Annotated in this window: 20 protein-coding genes; all 20 read left to right on the plus strand. The window is 32.7% G+C overall.

From position 1 onward, the window contains the following. Positions 1 to 21 precede the first annotated feature (21 nt). The 20 genes from QYS49_RS08875 (at position 22) to QYS49_RS08970 (ending at position 16,048) form a co-directional block, all read left to right on the plus strand. Positions 22 to 1,065, plus strand: a complete 1,044-nt coding sequence (locus QYS49_RS08875; protein WP_308351443.1) for a hypothetical protein — start codon at positions 22 to 24, stop codon at positions 1,063 to 1,065. A 174-nt stretch (positions 1,066 to 1,239) separates the two neighbouring features. Beyond that, positions 1,240 to 2,091 (plus strand): DUF6630 family protein, encoded by an 852-nt coding sequence (locus QYS49_RS08880; RefSeq protein WP_308351444.1) that lies wholly within the window; start codon positions 1,240 to 1,242, stop codon positions 2,089 to 2,091. A gap of 1 nt (position 2,092) precedes the next feature. Further along, positions 2,093 to 2,668: a hypothetical protein gene (locus tag QYS49_RS08885; RefSeq protein WP_308351445.1), complete on the plus strand. Its 576-nt coding sequence runs from the start codon at positions 2,093 to 2,095 to the stop codon at positions 2,666 to 2,668. 229 nt (positions 2,669 to 2,897) lie between these two features. Further along, on the plus strand, positions 2,898 to 3,434 hold the full coding sequence (locus QYS49_RS08890) for a hypothetical protein (protein ID WP_308349458.1): 537 nt from the start codon (positions 2,898 to 2,900) through the stop codon (positions 3,432 to 3,434). Between the two features lie 199 nt (positions 3,435 to 3,633). Then, a complete protein-coding gene (locus QYS49_RS08895; RefSeq protein WP_308351446.1) occupies positions 3,634 to 4,248 on the plus strand; it encodes a hypothetical protein in 615 nt (204 codons plus the stop codon). A gap of 176 nt (positions 4,249 to 4,424) precedes the next feature. Further along, positions 4,425 to 4,895 (plus strand): hypothetical protein, encoded by a 471-nt coding sequence (locus QYS49_RS08900; RefSeq protein WP_308351447.1) that lies wholly within the window; start codon positions 4,425 to 4,427, stop codon positions 4,893 to 4,895. Positions 4,896 to 5,072: 177 nt separating this feature from the next. Then, positions 5,073 to 5,654, plus strand: coding sequence for a hypothetical protein (locus QYS49_RS08905; RefSeq protein WP_308347333.1), 582 nt, complete (start codon positions 5,073 to 5,075; stop codon positions 5,652 to 5,654). 61 nt (positions 5,655 to 5,715) lie between these two features. After that, positions 5,716 to 6,198: a hypothetical protein gene (locus QYS49_RS08910; protein ID WP_308351448.1), complete on the plus strand. Its 483-nt coding sequence runs from the start codon at positions 5,716 to 5,718 to the stop codon at positions 6,196 to 6,198. 209 nt (positions 6,199 to 6,407) lie between these two features. Continuing rightward, positions 6,408 to 7,046 (plus strand): hypothetical protein, encoded by a 639-nt coding sequence (locus tag QYS49_RS08915; protein ID WP_308351449.1) that lies wholly within the window; start codon positions 6,408 to 6,410, stop codon positions 7,044 to 7,046. Positions 7,047 to 7,224: 178 nt separating this feature from the next. Next, positions 7,225 to 7,914, plus strand: a complete 690-nt coding sequence (locus tag QYS49_RS08920; RefSeq protein ID WP_308351450.1) for a hypothetical protein — start codon at positions 7,225 to 7,227, stop codon at positions 7,912 to 7,914. 310 nt (positions 7,915 to 8,224) lie between these two features. Next, a complete protein-coding gene (locus QYS49_RS08925; RefSeq protein WP_308351451.1) occupies positions 8,225 to 9,037 on the plus strand; it encodes a LytTR family DNA-binding domain-containing protein in 813 nt (270 codons plus the stop codon). Positions 9,038 to 9,160: 123 nt separating this feature from the next. Continuing rightward, positions 9,161 to 10,144 carry a YdgA family protein gene (locus QYS49_RS08930; protein ID WP_308351452.1) on the plus strand — a complete coding sequence of 328 codons (984 nt, stop codon included), beginning with the start codon at positions 9,161 to 9,163 and terminating at the stop codon, positions 10,142 to 10,144. 169 nt (positions 10,145 to 10,313) lie between these two features. Further along, complete coding sequence (locus QYS49_RS08935; protein WP_308351453.1) at positions 10,314 to 11,108, plus strand: cation efflux transmembrane domain-containing protein; 795 nt, start codon at positions 10,314 to 10,316, stop codon at positions 11,106 to 11,108. A gap of 257 nt (positions 11,109 to 11,365) precedes the next feature. Then, on the plus strand, positions 11,366 to 11,734 hold the full coding sequence (locus QYS49_RS08940) for a VOC family protein (RefSeq protein ID WP_308351454.1): 369 nt from the start codon (positions 11,366 to 11,368) through the stop codon (positions 11,732 to 11,734). Positions 11,735 to 11,737: 3 nt separating this feature from the next. Further along, entirely contained in the window at positions 11,738 to 12,178 is a 441-nt protein-coding gene (locus tag QYS49_RS08945) for an EVE domain-containing protein (protein ID WP_308351455.1), read from the plus strand. Beyond that, a complete protein-coding gene (locus QYS49_RS08950; RefSeq protein WP_308351456.1) occupies positions 12,171 to 12,632 on the plus strand; it encodes a MarR family winged helix-turn-helix transcriptional regulator in 462 nt (153 codons plus the stop codon). Before QYS49_RS08945 ends, QYS49_RS08950 begins: the two co-directional genes overlap by 8 nt. Positions 12,633 to 12,787: 155 nt before the next feature. Then, entirely contained in the window at positions 12,788 to 13,354 is a 567-nt protein-coding gene (locus tag QYS49_RS08955) for a hypothetical protein (RefSeq protein ID WP_308351457.1), read from the plus strand. Positions 13,355 to 13,574: 220 nt separating this feature from the next. Continuing rightward, complete coding sequence (locus QYS49_RS08960) at positions 13,575 to 14,051, plus strand: hypothetical protein (protein WP_308351458.1); 477 nt, start codon at positions 13,575 to 13,577, stop codon at positions 14,049 to 14,051. Between the two features lie 375 nt (positions 14,052 to 14,426). After that, positions 14,427 to 14,933 (plus strand): hypothetical protein, encoded by a 507-nt coding sequence (locus QYS49_RS08965; protein WP_308351459.1) that lies wholly within the window; start codon positions 14,427 to 14,429, stop codon positions 14,931 to 14,933. A gap of 182 nt (positions 14,934 to 15,115) precedes the next feature. Then, positions 15,116 to 16,048, plus strand: a complete 933-nt coding sequence (locus tag QYS49_RS08970; RefSeq protein ID WP_308351461.1) for a hypothetical protein — start codon at positions 15,116 to 15,118, stop codon at positions 16,046 to 16,048. Positions 16,049 to 16,107: the final 59 nt, after the last annotated feature.

Below are 16,107 nucleotides of genomic sequence, written 5' to 3' on the forward strand. Positions count from 1 at the left end.
AAAATCATCAATATGCCAGGAATGACAAAAGAAGAAGGAATTAATCAAGTCTATGGTGGAGGAGGACATGTGGTTATCTTAGGAGCAGGAGCAAGTATTGCTTCGACCTATCGAAATGCTGAAAGAAATGGTAAAAGACTTCCATCAATGGATAATTTCGTTGACTTGGTTGGACTTCATGAAATAATTGAAAAAGTACCTGATAATCTTCGAGCCGATAATTTTGAAAAATTGTATACTAATCTTCATTCGGAAAATCCCGACTCTGAAATACTAAGAGCAGTTGAACAGCGGATTCAAGATTACTTTGGAAACATGGAATTGCCTGATGAACCGACAATTTATGATTACATGGTTTTGTCATTGAGAGGGAAAGACTTGATAGCTACTTTTAACTGGGATCCTTTTTTATATCAAGCATGGGTAAGGAATAGAAAGTTTACTGATGACTTGCCCCACCTTTCATTTTTACATGGAAACGTTGCCATTGGCTACAGCAAAGAAGATAAAAGATGCGGCCCCGTTGGTTACCAAGCAAGACAAGATGGAGGTGAATTCGAACCTACTAAACTCTTATATCCGGTAGAACAAAAAAATTATACAAATGACGAATTCATCAATATTGAATGGGAACGGATGAAGTATTGGTTGAGCAAAGAGAGAGGGACTGTTCGTGCTACCATTTTTGGATATGGTGCTCCAGTTTCTGACATAGAAGCTGTATCTTTATTGAATAATGCATGGGGAACTCCTGATGATCGATCAATGGAACAATTTGAAATCATTGATATAACCTCAGAAGAAGAATTAAGGAATCGTTGGAATGGATTTATACATTCTCATCATTATGATGTTACTGACAATTATTTCGGCTCTTCATTGGCTTATAATCCTCGAAGAACAAGTGAGAGCTATTTTAGTCACTATGAACCTTTAACCCCTGCAGAAGCTTTTAGAAGTTCAAATCCAATTCCACAAAACTTTAAGACTCTTGATGAATTATGGAAATGGCACGAACCATTAATTGAAGCAGAGTTAAAAAATGAAAATGAAAACGAGAGCTAACACTATATAAGCGTAATGCGGTCTGAACGGCTAAAATTGAGCATTATGTCTCCAATAAACTTTGCGGTAGGTGGACAATGAATTGCTGCGAAACCCGCACTACGCTTATACTTAACGTTATGCACAATTACCAACTAGCTCTCATATAAGTATTGAAAATAAACTACCCTTCAAATGAGTAAGAAGAAAGAGACTTCAATTTCAGAATTAATAATTTTTGGTTCGATGCAATTATTAATATCCGTTATACTTCTATTTAATGGATTCACTTACATAACTGATCATTTCGTCAATGATGGTCAAATCGAAAATGGTTCTACAAAGCAAAAAGGCTTGTTAGCGTTTATGTCTTTATTAGAAAAAGGATGGTGGAAATATTTAATAGTCTTAATATTTGGCACGATTGGATTTTTGATGCTAAAAGAGGCAAGAAATAAGCTGAGCAAGTCATCAAAAAGTAACAACTTGAATCCAAAAACTAAAATAAATAATCTGCCAAAAGAAAAATTTATGACTGTTGATATAGAAAGTCAAAAGGAAGGATATAAAGAAATAGTAAGGCTATGCTCATCTAATACAAATAGAGAAGAGTTGATTAATTTCATAGAATCCTTAAAAAACTATAATGGAGATAAAAACTATTACAATACATTAAATTATGTAATGGAACATTTTGACAACAATTCTATACACTTGATTATGGCTCTTGATTGGAAACAGGAAATCACTGATTTAAAGTGGAGAATTGAATCAGCACTAAAAAGTAATTTCCGAGTAACAGCAGACTTACCCGATCCATCAAAATATGGAGAAGACAAAGCTGTTTCCGATAAAAACGTTTTTATTGATTACAATAATTCAATAAATAGAGAAGGATTTGAGCTTTCATTTGTTGACACAGATTCAGATGAATATGTAATAATCGTCAATAAACTTCAAGATTCTACAAAAATTGCCACAGCAATCGATAAAATTGGATATGAACGCTTATCGGCTGATTCTCATAAAATTAACGGGGCTAAATAAAATGAAGTACTTTATCACCATAGCATTAGCCTGCTTAATAACAGCTTATCAAACCCCAGACGACTGGACAGGTCAATGGTACTCACCTAATGGTCTAATTAAAGTTGAGTTAAATACAAATAATTCTTATAGTCTGCACCATATAGAAGGTACTGAAAGTGGGACTTGGGCAAAGCGCTCAGATACAATTATTCTCAGTGATTCAACAATACTTCAAATAGATTCATCAAACCTTCTTTTAAGTGGTAACAAATTATCTAAAGAAAAACCTCAAACCTCTGTTCCTCACAATACCAATTTAAAAGGACTAAATTTCATATGGACTTTCGAATCGGAAGGAATACAAATAGACACTGTTTCATTTCGCGATAGTTCATATTACTCATCATTTAATGACCGAAGTTATCAATACAGATTAATTTCATTTAATGGACTTCTTTTTTTTACACACAACAATTTATCCAACATCGGTGACAGATACTATTTAGTACATACTCTGAATAAAAAAGAATTGATTTTAGACTTCTATGTTTATGACACTAAAAAGCATATAAAAACAGTATTAAGGAGATTATAAAAGTGCATAACAATACCTAAAAATGCATTTGCTCACTGCTTTTAGCAAAGTAATTAAGTAAATCGCCACAAAGCCAAACATTTAATTTTATTAAGATAGTTGGCAGACAAAGTGATCCTTGCTTTATACAACTCCTAAATTGTAGTTATGATTTGGCTTTGCTACTTTAGTGCTTCGTCAGCTAAGTGTGGCAAACGCATTTTAGCTTGGCGTTGTACCCAATTAAAAAATGAATAAAACCATATTAAAAAACATTCTTGCATTAATAAGTCTTAGTGGACTTGGACTGGTGATGTCAATTCTGGGTCTCAAGATGCTAATTGATAACCAGACGAGAAATCTAGACGACACACACAAATTGACAGGGACTATTGAATTAACTCAAATTGTAACTGATAATAAAAAGGTAGGAGCTGTACCATTTACCTACACTGACCAAGATTATTTTGGAATTAAATTAAAAGAACATGACAAGTTGTTTGGAACCTTTAACCCTAAGCAGTCCTATTATGAATTACAGAAACAGTTAAACCAAGGGAAACAAATAACAATATTTTACTACGACTCCTCTGATAAAAGCCCAACAAATAATGTTTATCAAATAGAATCTAACGGACAGATAATTGTAAATCATTCTGACTATCAAAAAAACCATTCAATAGCAGCAATTGCAATCATTTGCTTTGGACTTCTTTGTTTGGGAATGTTAATATGGATTTTAAAAACCAAGAATATAAAAGAAAACTGGGCACAACATTCTGTATAAATCATGGCTGTAAGTAGGTTATTGTGACTTCGGCTCTTTGTAGATAGCCCGTCAATCTGCAGGATTGATTTATTGGGTAAGAATTAATTTAATAAGCCAATCCTGCGGATTGCCTCGGTAGTTAACGCAAATTTTTATACTTTTAATCAGCCACGAATTTATACAGTGGCGTTGGCATCAATAAAATAATTGCAATAAAATGACACTGAGAAATTTGATTATATTTCTACTGATTATTACTTCTTGCAATAACAAAAATTCTGCGACAGAGAACTCCAAAGGGAAAGCAACTAAACATGCTCAGAAAGTTGAACCTGTAAATATAGAGAAAAAGGAAGAAGAATCGGGAATTGAACCAAGCGAGCAAGAACAGAATGAAATCTATTCCAAGGAATCATTAAATAAAGCCGATTCTGCAACTTTAGACTCTTTAAGAACATCTTTGCCTTTATCATGGGAAAGATTTGGAATAGAAAACAAAGACACAGTCTCCTACGATTTTTGCGGAGCATCCAACCCTCAATTCTCATTAAATAACGACTTAACCGCAATAACTATTAGTATAGGAAACGAACTACATGAGAAATTTCAAATTGAAGAAATTTTTTATAATGACTCTATCTACCTGTTTAGCTTTAAAGAGAAAAAAATGGGGTTAGAAAAATGCATTCTACTCATAAAAGATAAAAGTCGTCAAATAGGCAAATTATTAATTTATGATGCAAATCCTGAAGACAGCTACTCATATTTGCCTAAAACAATCCTTTCAGAAAAAAGACGAATAGTCTATGACTGTGACTCAGTGGAAGAATAGACTGATGCCAACACTATGTAAAAACCATGCGCTTCAGCAGTTTCAGGCAATCATATTAGTAAATTCCCGCAATTTTTGGCAATCAGTGTAAAATGTTAAGTCAAACTATTGCAGGCAACAAAATGAAGCCATTGGCAACAAAATAAAAATTGCTATCTTCATTTCCTTAATTAAATGTGGCGCACGGATTTTTACACGCGCCCGTTGTACACAAGCGTAAACACGGATCAGCATTGATAAGAAAGATACTAGTTGGAATTTTATTACTTGCAATTATTGCTGTAATCGGATTTTTTGCTTTTATGGCAAATTTCGAGGTATTTGACGAACCAATAGAAACGGAGTTAAAAGTGGAATGTGATTACGAAGGATTACGGAAAGTGAAAATGACCGAAATGACTGGAAATGCAACTCTCAATAGTTCAATCCATGTTTATGCCACTACATGCGAATACGATGAAAGTGATGAACATGAATCAATCTTTGTTGCAAGCTCTGGATTTTTAAAACCAAAAGATGTGAACTTTGAATGGAAAAGCTTTGACACCTTGACAATCAGATACAATAAAAAGCTTGAGGTTTTCAAACAAAAAGCAAAATCGGAATCTGTAAATCCCAGTATAATTATTGAGTACATCGAGGAATAGAAAGCCAGTGTACAACATCCTGTATAAATCATGGCTGTTAGTAGGTTATTGTAGCTTCGGCTCATTGTAGAAAGCCTGGCAATCCGCAGGATTGCCTCGGTAGTTAACGCAAATTTTTATACTTTTAATCAGCCACGAATTTATACAGTGGCGTTGTGTGGCATAAAATAAAACAAAATGGATAGATTATTAAAAACAGGTGGACTTCAAACATTTCTAATATTATTCTCACCTTTTCTCTTTATTGTAATTCTAATGTTTGGAATGACTGGTTCTGGGATTTTTAATAATAACCTATTCATGTTTGCTGGATTTTTTTACGTTTATCCTCAGATGTTCATTTTAACATATTGGCCTTATTATGTTTCTAATAAGATAAACGACCAACTGGACGAAAAAGAAAACTTAAAAGGATTAAACACCAGATTTAAGATAGCTAAGATTATTATAATAGGTTGCCTAATTGCTGGACTTGTAAATATAGTAGCAATGTATTCCGGAGCATCAGAATCAATAATGCAAGCACTGATGATAGTTTCACTCCCTTTTAATATTGGACAAATATTCATATTGATTAATCTGTTAATAGGGTTCTATACCTTATCTAAAATGATTGAATTAAAAATATCTGGCACAAATAGTTCAGGTAACACATTTGTATTATTCTTCTTCATGCCGTTTACAATAGGTATAATTCAAAGGAAAATACGAACCATTTTTGATGAAAATTATAAAACGACCACACAACAAGGTGTATGATGCATACCCTTCGGGATACGCACCATACACAGAACGTTAGAGACAATTAGTCCCAACTAAAATGCAGTCGATAATAGACATAGATAAAGAAAGTTTTAAAACACAATTAATTGAGTTAAAGAAAAACCTCAGAAAGGACTCTTTTGGATTCATCAAAGATTTCAACATAAATTTCAATAATGTAGAAATGGTAGAAGATACTTTTAAGGTTACTCGGAATGCAAATATGCTAAACCCATTTAGAGGTACTGGACAAATTATTGGACAACTGAATGAGTCAAATAAATCCGAAACAATCATAGACTATATAGTAAAACCAGAAATTAGCCTAACTCAATATTATATTTTCTTATCGTTGTTCTTTGCGGCTTGGTTGGCATATTCTATTTATTTAGGAGACTTGTTATTATCTGCAATTGGATTAGTAGCAACAGGACTAATTTTCTTATTTATTTATCTTCTCAATAGATTCCAGATAAATAGTCTAAACAATTATTTTCAGAAAGTTCTGAACCAAATAAAAACAGGCTCTAACATTCACTAAAAATGCATTTGCTTACTGCATCTAGCAAAGTGAAGCGGTAAAACTCCACAAAGCCAAACTGATGATTTCATTTAGATTTATGGCAAGCATTCAGCTTGGTTTACTTCTTTTCTCTTTCAATTATTGTGGTTATGGTTTGGCTTCGCTACTTTAGTATTTCATCAGCGAAGTGTAGCAAACGCATTTTAGCTTCGCGTTAGGTTTTATTTATGAGCCAGAAATTAGAGAAAAATATCACCAAAGTATTTCATGGGGCTTTATTAGTATCCTTCCTTACTATTGCTATTCCAATAGTTTTTGCTCTTATAACTAATTACAATCAACCAACTGTAATCATCTGGTACATCGGCTACGCAAACCTTTTTGTGCTTTGGCCCTTGATTATAATATCTCTCATTGGATCGGTTATTCTACACTTCAAATATCATGGCTTATCTAGAGGAACAGAGAAATCCTCAGTAAGAGTATTAAGTGCGATTTTGGCAGTAGCGATAGTTTACCTGGGAACTAATGAACTTAAATTCCAAAACAACCAATTGGATGTGACTTTTAAAAACAACTCATCTGAAATTATTAAGCATATTAGGTTGTTTGGTAGAGGTGCACTCACTGAACTTGATTCACTTGCACCCTTTTCTGATACAACTGTAATATTCAGAGGTAAATCAATTCTTAGAAAGATTGATAACGACTATGAAAATGAAGTAACTCTTCTTTACTACACCGATTCAACACATTTCAGACAACCAATCCTTCAAGGCTTTGGAAGATGGAGAGTATTTAATGGGCCATTTCAACTTAATTTCTATGGTCCTGATTCTGTTGAATTAAACTACTTGAAAAAATGACAAAACCTAACATTCTGTATAAATCATGGCTATTAGTAGGTTATTGATACTTCAGTTCTTCATAGAGAGCCCGTCAATCCTGCGGATTGCCTCGGTAGTTAATTGAAATTTTATTACTTTTAATCAGCCACGAATTTATAAAGTGGCGTTGTGTGTAACCTAAAATATTTTCAGAATTATGAAAAAAATTATATGTGTTTTTCTTCTGACAATAGTAATATTCTCTTGTAATACTAATGAGGATATAAATCTAGGTACACCAACCACGATTACAGGAAGTGTTAAAGATATTTACAACAATGAAAAAGTCTCAAACTATAAAATAGTTTTGAAAAAAACATATTACTGTGGAGGAGGGTGGAGTTTTGGTGGGGATGGTATTTGTTCTGAAGAAATTTTAGAGATAGAATCTGATTTGAATGGTTATTTTGAGTTTGAATTCAACTATTTAATAGAAGACCCTGAAAATGAACGTTACTTTATAAGCAGTAACTATATTAATTACCCTTACAATGTTCATAACCAAACAGGAGAAATACAAAGGGGAGAAATAAATAAAATTGATATTGAAGTTTGGAAACCTATCAAAGTAACTCTGAACTTAACTTTAAAAAATAATCATTCACCTCCATTAATATCTGAAATAAGACAGGATAATGGAAATAAATCTATTTCAGAATTTACATACAGTAAAGATACTACAAGAGAAATAGGATTATTTATTGAACCTCAACAAGAATCTTCATTAATATTTAGATATAATGAAGATTATTCTAATGGCGGACTGCATCAAATGATCGGCTTAGAATTCAAATCTTCACTTAATGATACAACTATATATTCAACTGTTGATTGTAATACTTTTTAGATGTTTATAAACTGCACTTAGATTGACTGAAAGACTAAATATCAGACCCTGAATAGAATAGAGATTAACTAATTGAAAAGGCTACACACAACACGAGGCTAAAAACAATGGCGATGTACAGGTAATTAAAAATTTCTCGCTTTTTATTACCTTTATTTGTGACAGCTAATGAAGTGGTTTAAATCCGCCACAGTTTTTTAGCCCAGTCGTTGGGCATAACACCCACGCATTAAAGAGTAAAAATAAAAACTGCAGATATCAGAAAATCTGACATTTATTATTTTACTTGAATTATAGAAATCTGTTTTAAATGAATTTACATAGGTCAATCGGCTATACTTCTGACTGGTATCACACGTTCTTATTAAGCCTAATATTGGCAACAACGATTGTAGTCGTTCTAATTTTTCTTCAACCATTTGATATTTACACGAATCAAATAGAGTATAAAAACATCAAGCTGGTTGGTTATGGTATTTGTATCATCCTACCAATATTATTGATTCATGTTTTAGAAGAGTTTTGGTATAGATTCACACTTGGAAAATGGCATATTTATCAAGAGCTAGTAATCTTGGTTTTGGGATTTTTATTGATTTCAAGTACTGCCTATTTCTATAATGTTTTAGTTGTCAATGACCTTAATATTAAACTGAATCATATGCTGCAATGGTTCACAAACTTCGGTTTACCCTTTGTCCCTATTTTTATTCCATTTTGGGTCTATCTTCGATTAAGGTTTAGTAAAATTATTGTACAACCAGACATTGATAAAAAGGAAAAGACAATTTCGATAGAAGGGTATAACCAAAATGAAGTAGTAGAATTCCTGGAAAAAGATTTTCTTATGGCAAGAGCACAATCAAATTATGTGGACATTTACTACATAAAAAATGAATTGCCTAAAAAAGAAATAATCCGATCAAAATTTGTTGATATAAAAAATAAAATTCTATCAGCAGAACAAGTCCATAGGTCATACTTAGTAAATCCTTTACAGATAAATCAGATATATGGAAATACCCGTAAAGGTTACATCAAGATAACTAAATTGGAAGAAGAGGTTCCTGTATCACCAAAATACTTTTTAGGGATAAAAAAGTATCTGCAAAATCAACCTTAAAAGTCAAGCTGATTTCACAACCTTCAAACTCATCCCAAAAGCTTCAAATCTGTCACTTAGTTTTTTTCATAAAGTAACTGCTCACGTTCTTTACCAGAATACTATTGTAATCTAATTAAAGAAATGAACAAAAAACTTAAAAATTTATCACTGGCAGCAGTCATCATTCTTGGCCTTTTATTTACCAGCTGGAAGGTCTTTAACTATTATTGGAGAACCAAAAACACTGTAAGTACATTTAAGAATTTTAAAGAACCTAAAACCGTGAGCTATTCTAATATAAAGTGGGTTTCAGGATCATATGGAGATTTAAAAACGGATATAAGTTCCTTTTTCGTAAAGGTAAAGCTAAATGGTATTGATGATTCTTTCTATATGCAGTTTGATACTGGGACGTCTCAAAGTAAACTCTATGGTAAAACTTTAAATGCCTTAAAATTAAAGTATCCTTCTTTTGAGTTCAAAAAAAGTCAGTCTGGTAATTATTGGTTAGAGTCTTCAACCTTATCAATAGGATCCGTTAGTCTCCAAGCAGACAATTTGTTGGTCTTATCCGAGCTCGGGAGTGCCGAAATAGATAGTTCATTTACGGTGCTAGGTACGATTGGTTATGATGCCATTTTTGGGAGGAAATTACTACTCGATTTCAAGAAAAATAAATTAGCCATTACAAATCATAACCTCAAAGAGCTAGAATATAAATTTAATGAAATTAAAGGCGCTAGTGTAAATCAATTCCCAATCTTATTCCCTGCAGAAGTTGATGGTGAGAATGTGCAGCTGACATACGATACAGGCTCTAGCATGTTTCCACTCATCGTAGATAATCAAAAACTGCAAAATTTAGAAAGCGCTGGATCGATAGATACGTTATGTTGCATAACTAGCTGGGGAAAATCTTATGATTTTTATAGAAGAAAGTTAAACACTGATATCACGGTAGGAAAATTAATTGAAGAGAAACCTTATGTGTACTCTTCAAATAGTATGTCTCCATATGATTTCTTTCCCAATTGGTTAATGATGGGACTAGCAGGAAATAAAATGTTCTTAAATGAAGTGATTTTAATAGATACTGAGAATAATATTTTTGGAATAGGTGAATGATATAAACTTTGCCAACACTAAATATAGGTCATTAGGCAAATAGTGCTAAATTTCAAAATGATTACATTTAAGAAAATTTGTGCGGATTTGGTGGCTTGGAGCCTTGAAGAGCCCAAAGCCCTATATTCTTAATGTTGTAGCCAATAGGGGTACTGTAAAAAAACAGTAAATGAACAAAACTATATTTGAGATTACCAAAATGGACTGTCCTTCGGAAGAAAACCTAATCCGAATGAAACTGGAAGGAATTTCGAGTGTTGCGAATTTGGACTTTGACATTCCTAATCGAAAATTGACTGTTTTTCACAGAGGAGAAATTGACCAAATCGAAAAATTCGTTCTCGAATTGAATTTAGGCGGAAAGAAAATTTCAACAGAACAAACCAATCAAACAGAATTTAAAGAAAATACAAACCAGAGAAAACTACTTTGGATAGTACTTGGAATCAATTTTTCCTTTTTCCTTATTGAAATGACATCTGGACTAATTTCAAAATCAATGGGATTAGTTGCTGACAGTTTGGATATGCTCGCAGACTCGTTTGTTTATGGGATCAGTCTGTTTGCGGTTGGCGGAACTTTGTCAAGAAAAAAGCGGATAGCCAAGCTTGCTGGTTATTTTCAAATAACGCTTGCGATTATCGGATTTGTAGAAGTATTAAGAAGGTTTTTTGGAGCAGAAAAACTACCTGACTTTTCGACAATGATAGTTGTCTCGATTTTCGCACTTATCGCAAATGGAATTTGTTTGTATTTGCTGCAAAATTCAAAGAGTAAGGACGAAGCTCATATGAAAGCAAGTATGATTTTCACTTCAAATGATGTGGTTATCAATCTGGGAGTAATAACAGCTGGAGTTTTGGTAAATTGGTTAAACTCTAATAAGCCTGACTTGATAATCGGGACAATCGTTTTTGGTTTGGTAATTCAAGGAGCAATAAGAATATTAAAACTTGGAAAATGAAAAAAATCACTGTCTACAACATTATGTGTTATGAAAAGCCATAAGAATTCCAGCCAACCGTTTGTTCTATAAATTTACACTATTTATTCTAAACTGCTACTGCTCATACACGAGACCCTTAGCGGTAATGTAAGACAACGCGCAAAATCAACATTTCACTAACAGACTAATCGAATTCAAAATAAGTTAATTCAAAAAAAAAAGTTGTATTTAGTTGTCGCGTATATTATATTTACGACAACAAAAATATATTTACAATGAGACGATTAGAATTTGCATCTTTACAAGTGAGAGACTTAAAAGCATCCACAGAGTTTTACACTCAAAAATTAGGGTTTGAACTTTCTGAAATGAATAATCCAGAAGCAACAATTTTCAAATTTAACAAAGGAGAAGCCAGCTTTGCCATAAGAACACCCATTGGAAGTATTGAAAATCAAGAACTTGGGAACGGAGTTTCGGTTTGGTTTGCCATTGACGAAAAAATTGAAGATTTAAAAATTCGTCTACAACAAAATGGAGTCACAATTTTGGGCGACATTATGCAAACACCTTTTGGAAAAGCTTTGCACATAAAAGATTTGGACGGCTACAAGCTCACATTTTTGGAACAAACAAATAGTTGAAAAATGGGAAGTAGAGAAAACAAATATTGGATAATTGTTGCATCAAAGGACCACGTAAAAACAGGAATAGCCGAAGGAATCGCTCAAGCCTGCCACGGAAAAGCATCACCATTGCGTAGAATGGAAAAGGGAGACTTTGTTATCTATTATTCGGGAAAACAAAGTTTTGGAAAACCCGAAAAATGCCAAGAATTCACTGCAATTGGGGAGGTTGAAGATGACGAAGTTTATTCTTTTCAAATGACCAAAGACTTTTGTCCTTTCAGAAGAAACATAACTTTTTTTGAAAGTAAAGATATTTCTATATTACCATTAATTGACAGCTTAGAATTTATAAAAAACAAACAAAAATGGGGCTATCCATTCCGCTCTGGTTTCTTTGAAGTTAACAAACACGACTTCGATTTAATTTCAAACCAAATGTTAGAAAACACTTATGCCTGAAAAAATAGAATTTAAGTTTAAAAGCCCTAATGAAAGTCCAGGTTATTTATTGGCAAATCTAACTTTATTATGGCAACGCAAACAAAAGAAAATTTTAGACCCTTTGAATTTGACACATACACAATTTGTGCTTTTGGCATCATTGGGTTGGCTTTCAAGAGAAAATGATTTTGTAACACAAGTGGATATTGCAAATCAAGGAAATGCGGACAGAATGATGGTTTCCAAGGTTTTGAGAACCTTGGAAGAAAAGAAATTTATCCATAGACAAGAGCACCCAACTGACACAAGAGCCAAAGTAATTAAATTGACAAATGAAGGTGCAGAAATTCTACAAAAAGCATTGATAGTTGTTGAAAATACCGATATAGAGTTCTTTTCAGTTTTAGGTAATAACTTACCTTCATTTAATAAGAATATGGCAAATTTGATTGACAAAAACAAAGATGAATAAAAGCACTAACCGTTTACAATGCATATAAAAAATAGGCGAAATAGTAGTAAAAAAAGGTTTTAGACTCGTTTCGAACTTTATGCATAACCTAAAGGTTCGATTTTCCTAATCGCTTACATTACATGTACTAATCGTTATTTTTAAAATAAATTTCTATGCAAAATCCCTATTTATCAATTTGGACAAAACCAAAAGAAACATTCAGATTGTTTTTCAAAGAAAGACCTTCTAAGTCAGTCTACAAACTTCCATTTGTCGTATTAGGCATTTCTTTGGCACTCAATGTTGGACAAGACATTTTTCAAGTCTTAGGTGCTGATTCTTCCCTGACAACAAAAATATTAGTATACCTTTTTCTTACTCCATTCACAATTGGTTTAGTATTTCTCTTTATGGGATTGATTCAACCATGGATGATTAAGATTGTAGGAAATATTTGGAACGGTGAAGCTAGTAGAAAGGAGATAGCCAATGTAAATGCCTTATCTTATATACCTGCTTGTTTAATTGTCATTTATCAATTGACACTATTAATTATCGGTCAAGAACCTTCAACTGATAATATTAATATATTATTTCATTATGCTATATGGATACTTACGTTCAGTTTTTTTATTATTGGGTTATCGATAGTACAGAAATTTAGTTATGGTATTGCTCTCTTAAATTTTTTCATTTCGATACTTCCTTTTATAATCTTAAGACTAATGTTAAGCTATTAAAACACAGCTAACATTTGCTAAAAAAGTATTTGCTTAGTGCTTCTAGTAAAGAGGTGAATCGCCACAAAGCTAAACAACTGTTCCATTTGGATATAGGTCAAGCAATCAGGATGGTTTTCTTCTTTTACCTTTCAATAATTGTGGTTTGGCTTCGCTACTTTAGTATTTTATCAGTGAAGTGTAGCAAACGCAATTTAACTTCGCATTAATATAAATCAGAATGAATATTGAATCAATTAAAGCGATACTCATTGAATCCTCTATTTATCATTCGGAAGAGAATATACTAGGTAATATTAGTGTGATTGGTTATGAGAAGAAGTTTAAATGGAGTTGGATCGCGACACAATTGAATACCTTCATTGTTGTAACTCACTTTGGGGATAAAGAAATAGATGAAAGTTTAATGGAGAAACATTTGTATGAATCGTTTAAATTTTCCAAGCAGAACTATAAAGGTTGGCCCAGGGGATTTCAATCTGGCTTAGGAGTAATATCTATTTTGATTTCAAATAATATTTCGGATAAAGCCAAGGACTACTGTAAAAAATTAAAGTCAGGAAAAAAATGGGCTGGATTTTCAATTCCTGTTGTTTACGATTCTAAAACTAAAGAGATTTTTCAATTTGAAAAAAATCCTAGCTGGGGAAGAATTTATTATCCGCACTTCACTCAACTGATTAACAATCTAAAATAAACTACCGCAACCCTCCAAAATGAAACCGAATAGAATAATACACTACAATTTAACGCTGTCTCTAACATTCCTGCTTGTCTTGTTCAAATCAAAATTCTACTGCTAACCTGTCAATGGTAGAATTTGCTCATAGCGACCTCCAATCAAAAGAGAGTGAAATTGACACCAAACTAGAATTGAAATTTACTTCCATGGTGTGTTCCATTTTTGAAGATAGCGAAGGAAACCTTTGGTTCGTTAGTGATAAACAGGGCATTTGTAAATTCAATGGGGTATCTTTCGATAAAATATTTTAGTGTAAAATATGAATTCATGCTTCTTACCTCATAATTTCGATTTAATAAGTTGAATTTTAAGTACTAAAAGTGACTTGCTATGAACAATTTTAATTACAAAGGACGAAATCTGACATCAGGACCACATCTTCTAGGGATATTGTTGATAATTGCAGGTTTATTTGCCTTAATGAGTCCAGTGCTTTTTAAAAATGGAAGTTCTATAGAAAAAAGTTTAGCTTTAGGGATTGGGGTTCTAATCGTTGGGTTTGTAATTGTGTCATCATATAGCGGAACCCTTATTGATTTTAGCGGAAAAAGAGTAAAGGAATATACTTCAATTAGTGGTTATGTTTTTGGCAAATGGACCGCATTTCCAAATATCTCAGTAGTAAGAGTAATTTCAAGTACTTCTACAAGTACTAATATACCGAATGGAATAAGTCCGACTCTTTCAAGAAAAGTAACCATTTTCAAAGTATTGATGTATTCGAATGCCCCTAAACCTGTGCTTTCATTTGTATACTCAAAGAAGGTTAAGGCTGTCGAGCAAGCAAAAACTTTAGCGAATAACTTGAATTCCGATTTAGTGCTGGACATCACTTAATGGATAAATAATAGATCTATTGAATATTTTGAATCACGAATTATAAATGTATTTAGAAAATTTTCTAAACAACTTACAATAATTCACCTTATGTATATATTTAACAATATTCTAAAGTCAAAATAATTCATTATGTTTACTTTAGTATTTTAAATTATTCCAATCATAAATTTTAAGAAATAATGAAAAGACTATTAACCTTTGCCATTACCGTTATCATTACTATCAGCGCTCTAAAAGCTCAAGAAATCCAATTCTACAATACTGATGAAGGAGATAAGCATATCTGGGGAGAATTCCCAGTTGATTATTTGAAAGAAGATACTACCTATTCTAGTTGGTATAATGAAAGCTACGATGCTTTTACACTCGAAAAAGCAGATTATGATTGGGTCAAAAACTTGAATGATGATTCAGTAGAAATTTATTTAGGAACTTGGTGTGGGGATAGCCAGGAATGGGTTCCTCAGTTTTTAAAGCTATGGGATGAGTTGGGATTGAGTAGAGATCAACTGAAATTCACTGCCCTTTACGGTTCCGGTGATGATTACAAACAAGGCCCTAATGGTGAAGAGGAGGGTTTAAATATTCATCGAGTGCCTACCTTTATATTTAAAGAAGATGGAAAAGAATATGCAAGAATTGTAGAGTCGCCCAACACTGATTTGTTAACTGATGTTGCCCAAATTGCTTTGGGTTATCCATCAGCTCCTAATTATCGTGGTGCTACTTATATGTTGCAAGTTTTTGATACCATGAGCATGGATGAGGTCTATAAAGACATTAATAATATCTACAGAACTGCTTATTACAAAGTAGGTCGTTATGCTGAGTTAAATACCTTGGGGCATGTACTTTCTGCTGCTGATAAGAAAAAGGAAGCACTATTAGTGTTTCAATTTAACACCTATTATTATCCAGGTAATTGGAGAGTTCATGATAGTTATGCAGAGTTATTGGTTGAAATGGAGAATTATACTGAAGCTATTAAAGGATATGAAAAGATTGTGTCCTTAAATCCTGAAAATGAAGAGGCTAAAGCTGAACTAGAGCGCTTAAATAAACTTATTCCTGAGCAGAAGGAAGTAGAAGAAAAGAGTGCTGGAGGTAATTAATAGTTATTGAAATCTTTTCCAAAGTTTTAAACTTTGGAAAAGATTTATTTGAGTTTACT

The sequence above is a fragment of the Marivirga salinae genome (genome assembly GCF_030503855.1).
GTDB classification, from domain to species: domain Bacteria; phylum Bacteroidota; class Bacteroidia; order Cytophagales; family Cyclobacteriaceae; genus Marivirga; species Marivirga salinarum.

Coding starts and splice junctions, on each gene's coding strand:
- QYS49_RS08875 (WP_308351443.1), top strand. CDS start 22: ATGACAAAAGAAGAAGGAATTAATCAAGTCTATGGTGGAGGAGGACAT.
- QYS49_RS08880 (WP_308351444.1), top strand. CDS start 1,240: ATGAGTAAGAAGAAAGAGACTTCAATTTCAGAATTAATAATTTTTGGT.
- QYS49_RS08885 (WP_308351445.1), top strand. CDS start 2,093: ATGAAGTACTTTATCACCATAGCATTAGCCTGCTTAATAACAGCTTAT.
- QYS49_RS08890 (WP_308349458.1), top strand. CDS start 2,898: ATGAATAAAACCATATTAAAAAACATTCTTGCATTAATAAGTCTTAGT.
- QYS49_RS08895 (WP_308351446.1), top strand. CDS start 3,634: ATGACACTGAGAAATTTGATTATATTTCTACTGATTATTACTTCTTGC.
- QYS49_RS08905 (WP_308347333.1), top strand. CDS start 5,073: ATGGATAGATTATTAAAAACAGGTGGACTTCAAACATTTCTAATATTA.
- QYS49_RS08910 (WP_308351448.1), top strand. CDS start 5,716: ATGCAGTCGATAATAGACATAGATAAAGAAAGTTTTAAAACACAATTA.
- QYS49_RS08915 (WP_308351449.1), top strand. CDS start 6,408: ATGAGCCAGAAATTAGAGAAAAATATCACCAAAGTATTTCATGGGGCT.
- QYS49_RS08920 (WP_308351450.1), top strand. CDS start 7,225: ATGAAAAAAATTATATGTGTTTTTCTTCTGACAATAGTAATATTCTCT.
- QYS49_RS08925 (WP_308351451.1), top strand. CDS start 8,225: ATGAATTTACATAGGTCAATCGGCTATACTTCTGACTGGTATCACACG.
- QYS49_RS08930 (WP_308351452.1), top strand. CDS start 9,161: ATGAACAAAAAACTTAAAAATTTATCACTGGCAGCAGTCATCATTCTT.
- QYS49_RS08935 (WP_308351453.1), top strand. CDS start 10,314: ATGAACAAAACTATATTTGAGATTACCAAAATGGACTGTCCTTCGGAA.
- QYS49_RS08940 (WP_308351454.1), top strand. CDS start 11,366: ATGAGACGATTAGAATTTGCATCTTTACAAGTGAGAGACTTAAAAGCA.
- QYS49_RS08945 (WP_308351455.1), top strand. CDS start 11,738: ATGGGAAGTAGAGAAAACAAATATTGGATAATTGTTGCATCAAAGGAC.
- QYS49_RS08950 (WP_308351456.1), top strand. CDS start 12,171: ATGCCTGAAAAAATAGAATTTAAGTTTAAAAGCCCTAATGAAAGTCCA.
- QYS49_RS08955 (WP_308351457.1), top strand. CDS start 12,788: ATGCAAAATCCCTATTTATCAATTTGGACAAAACCAAAAGAAACATTC.
- QYS49_RS08960 (WP_308351458.1), top strand. CDS start 13,575: ATGAATATTGAATCAATTAAAGCGATACTCATTGAATCCTCTATTTAT.
- QYS49_RS08965 (WP_308351459.1), top strand. CDS start 14,427: ATGAACAATTTTAATTACAAAGGACGAAATCTGACATCAGGACCACAT.
- QYS49_RS08970 (WP_308351461.1), top strand. CDS start 15,116: ATGAAAAGACTATTAACCTTTGCCATTACCGTTATCATTACTATCAGC.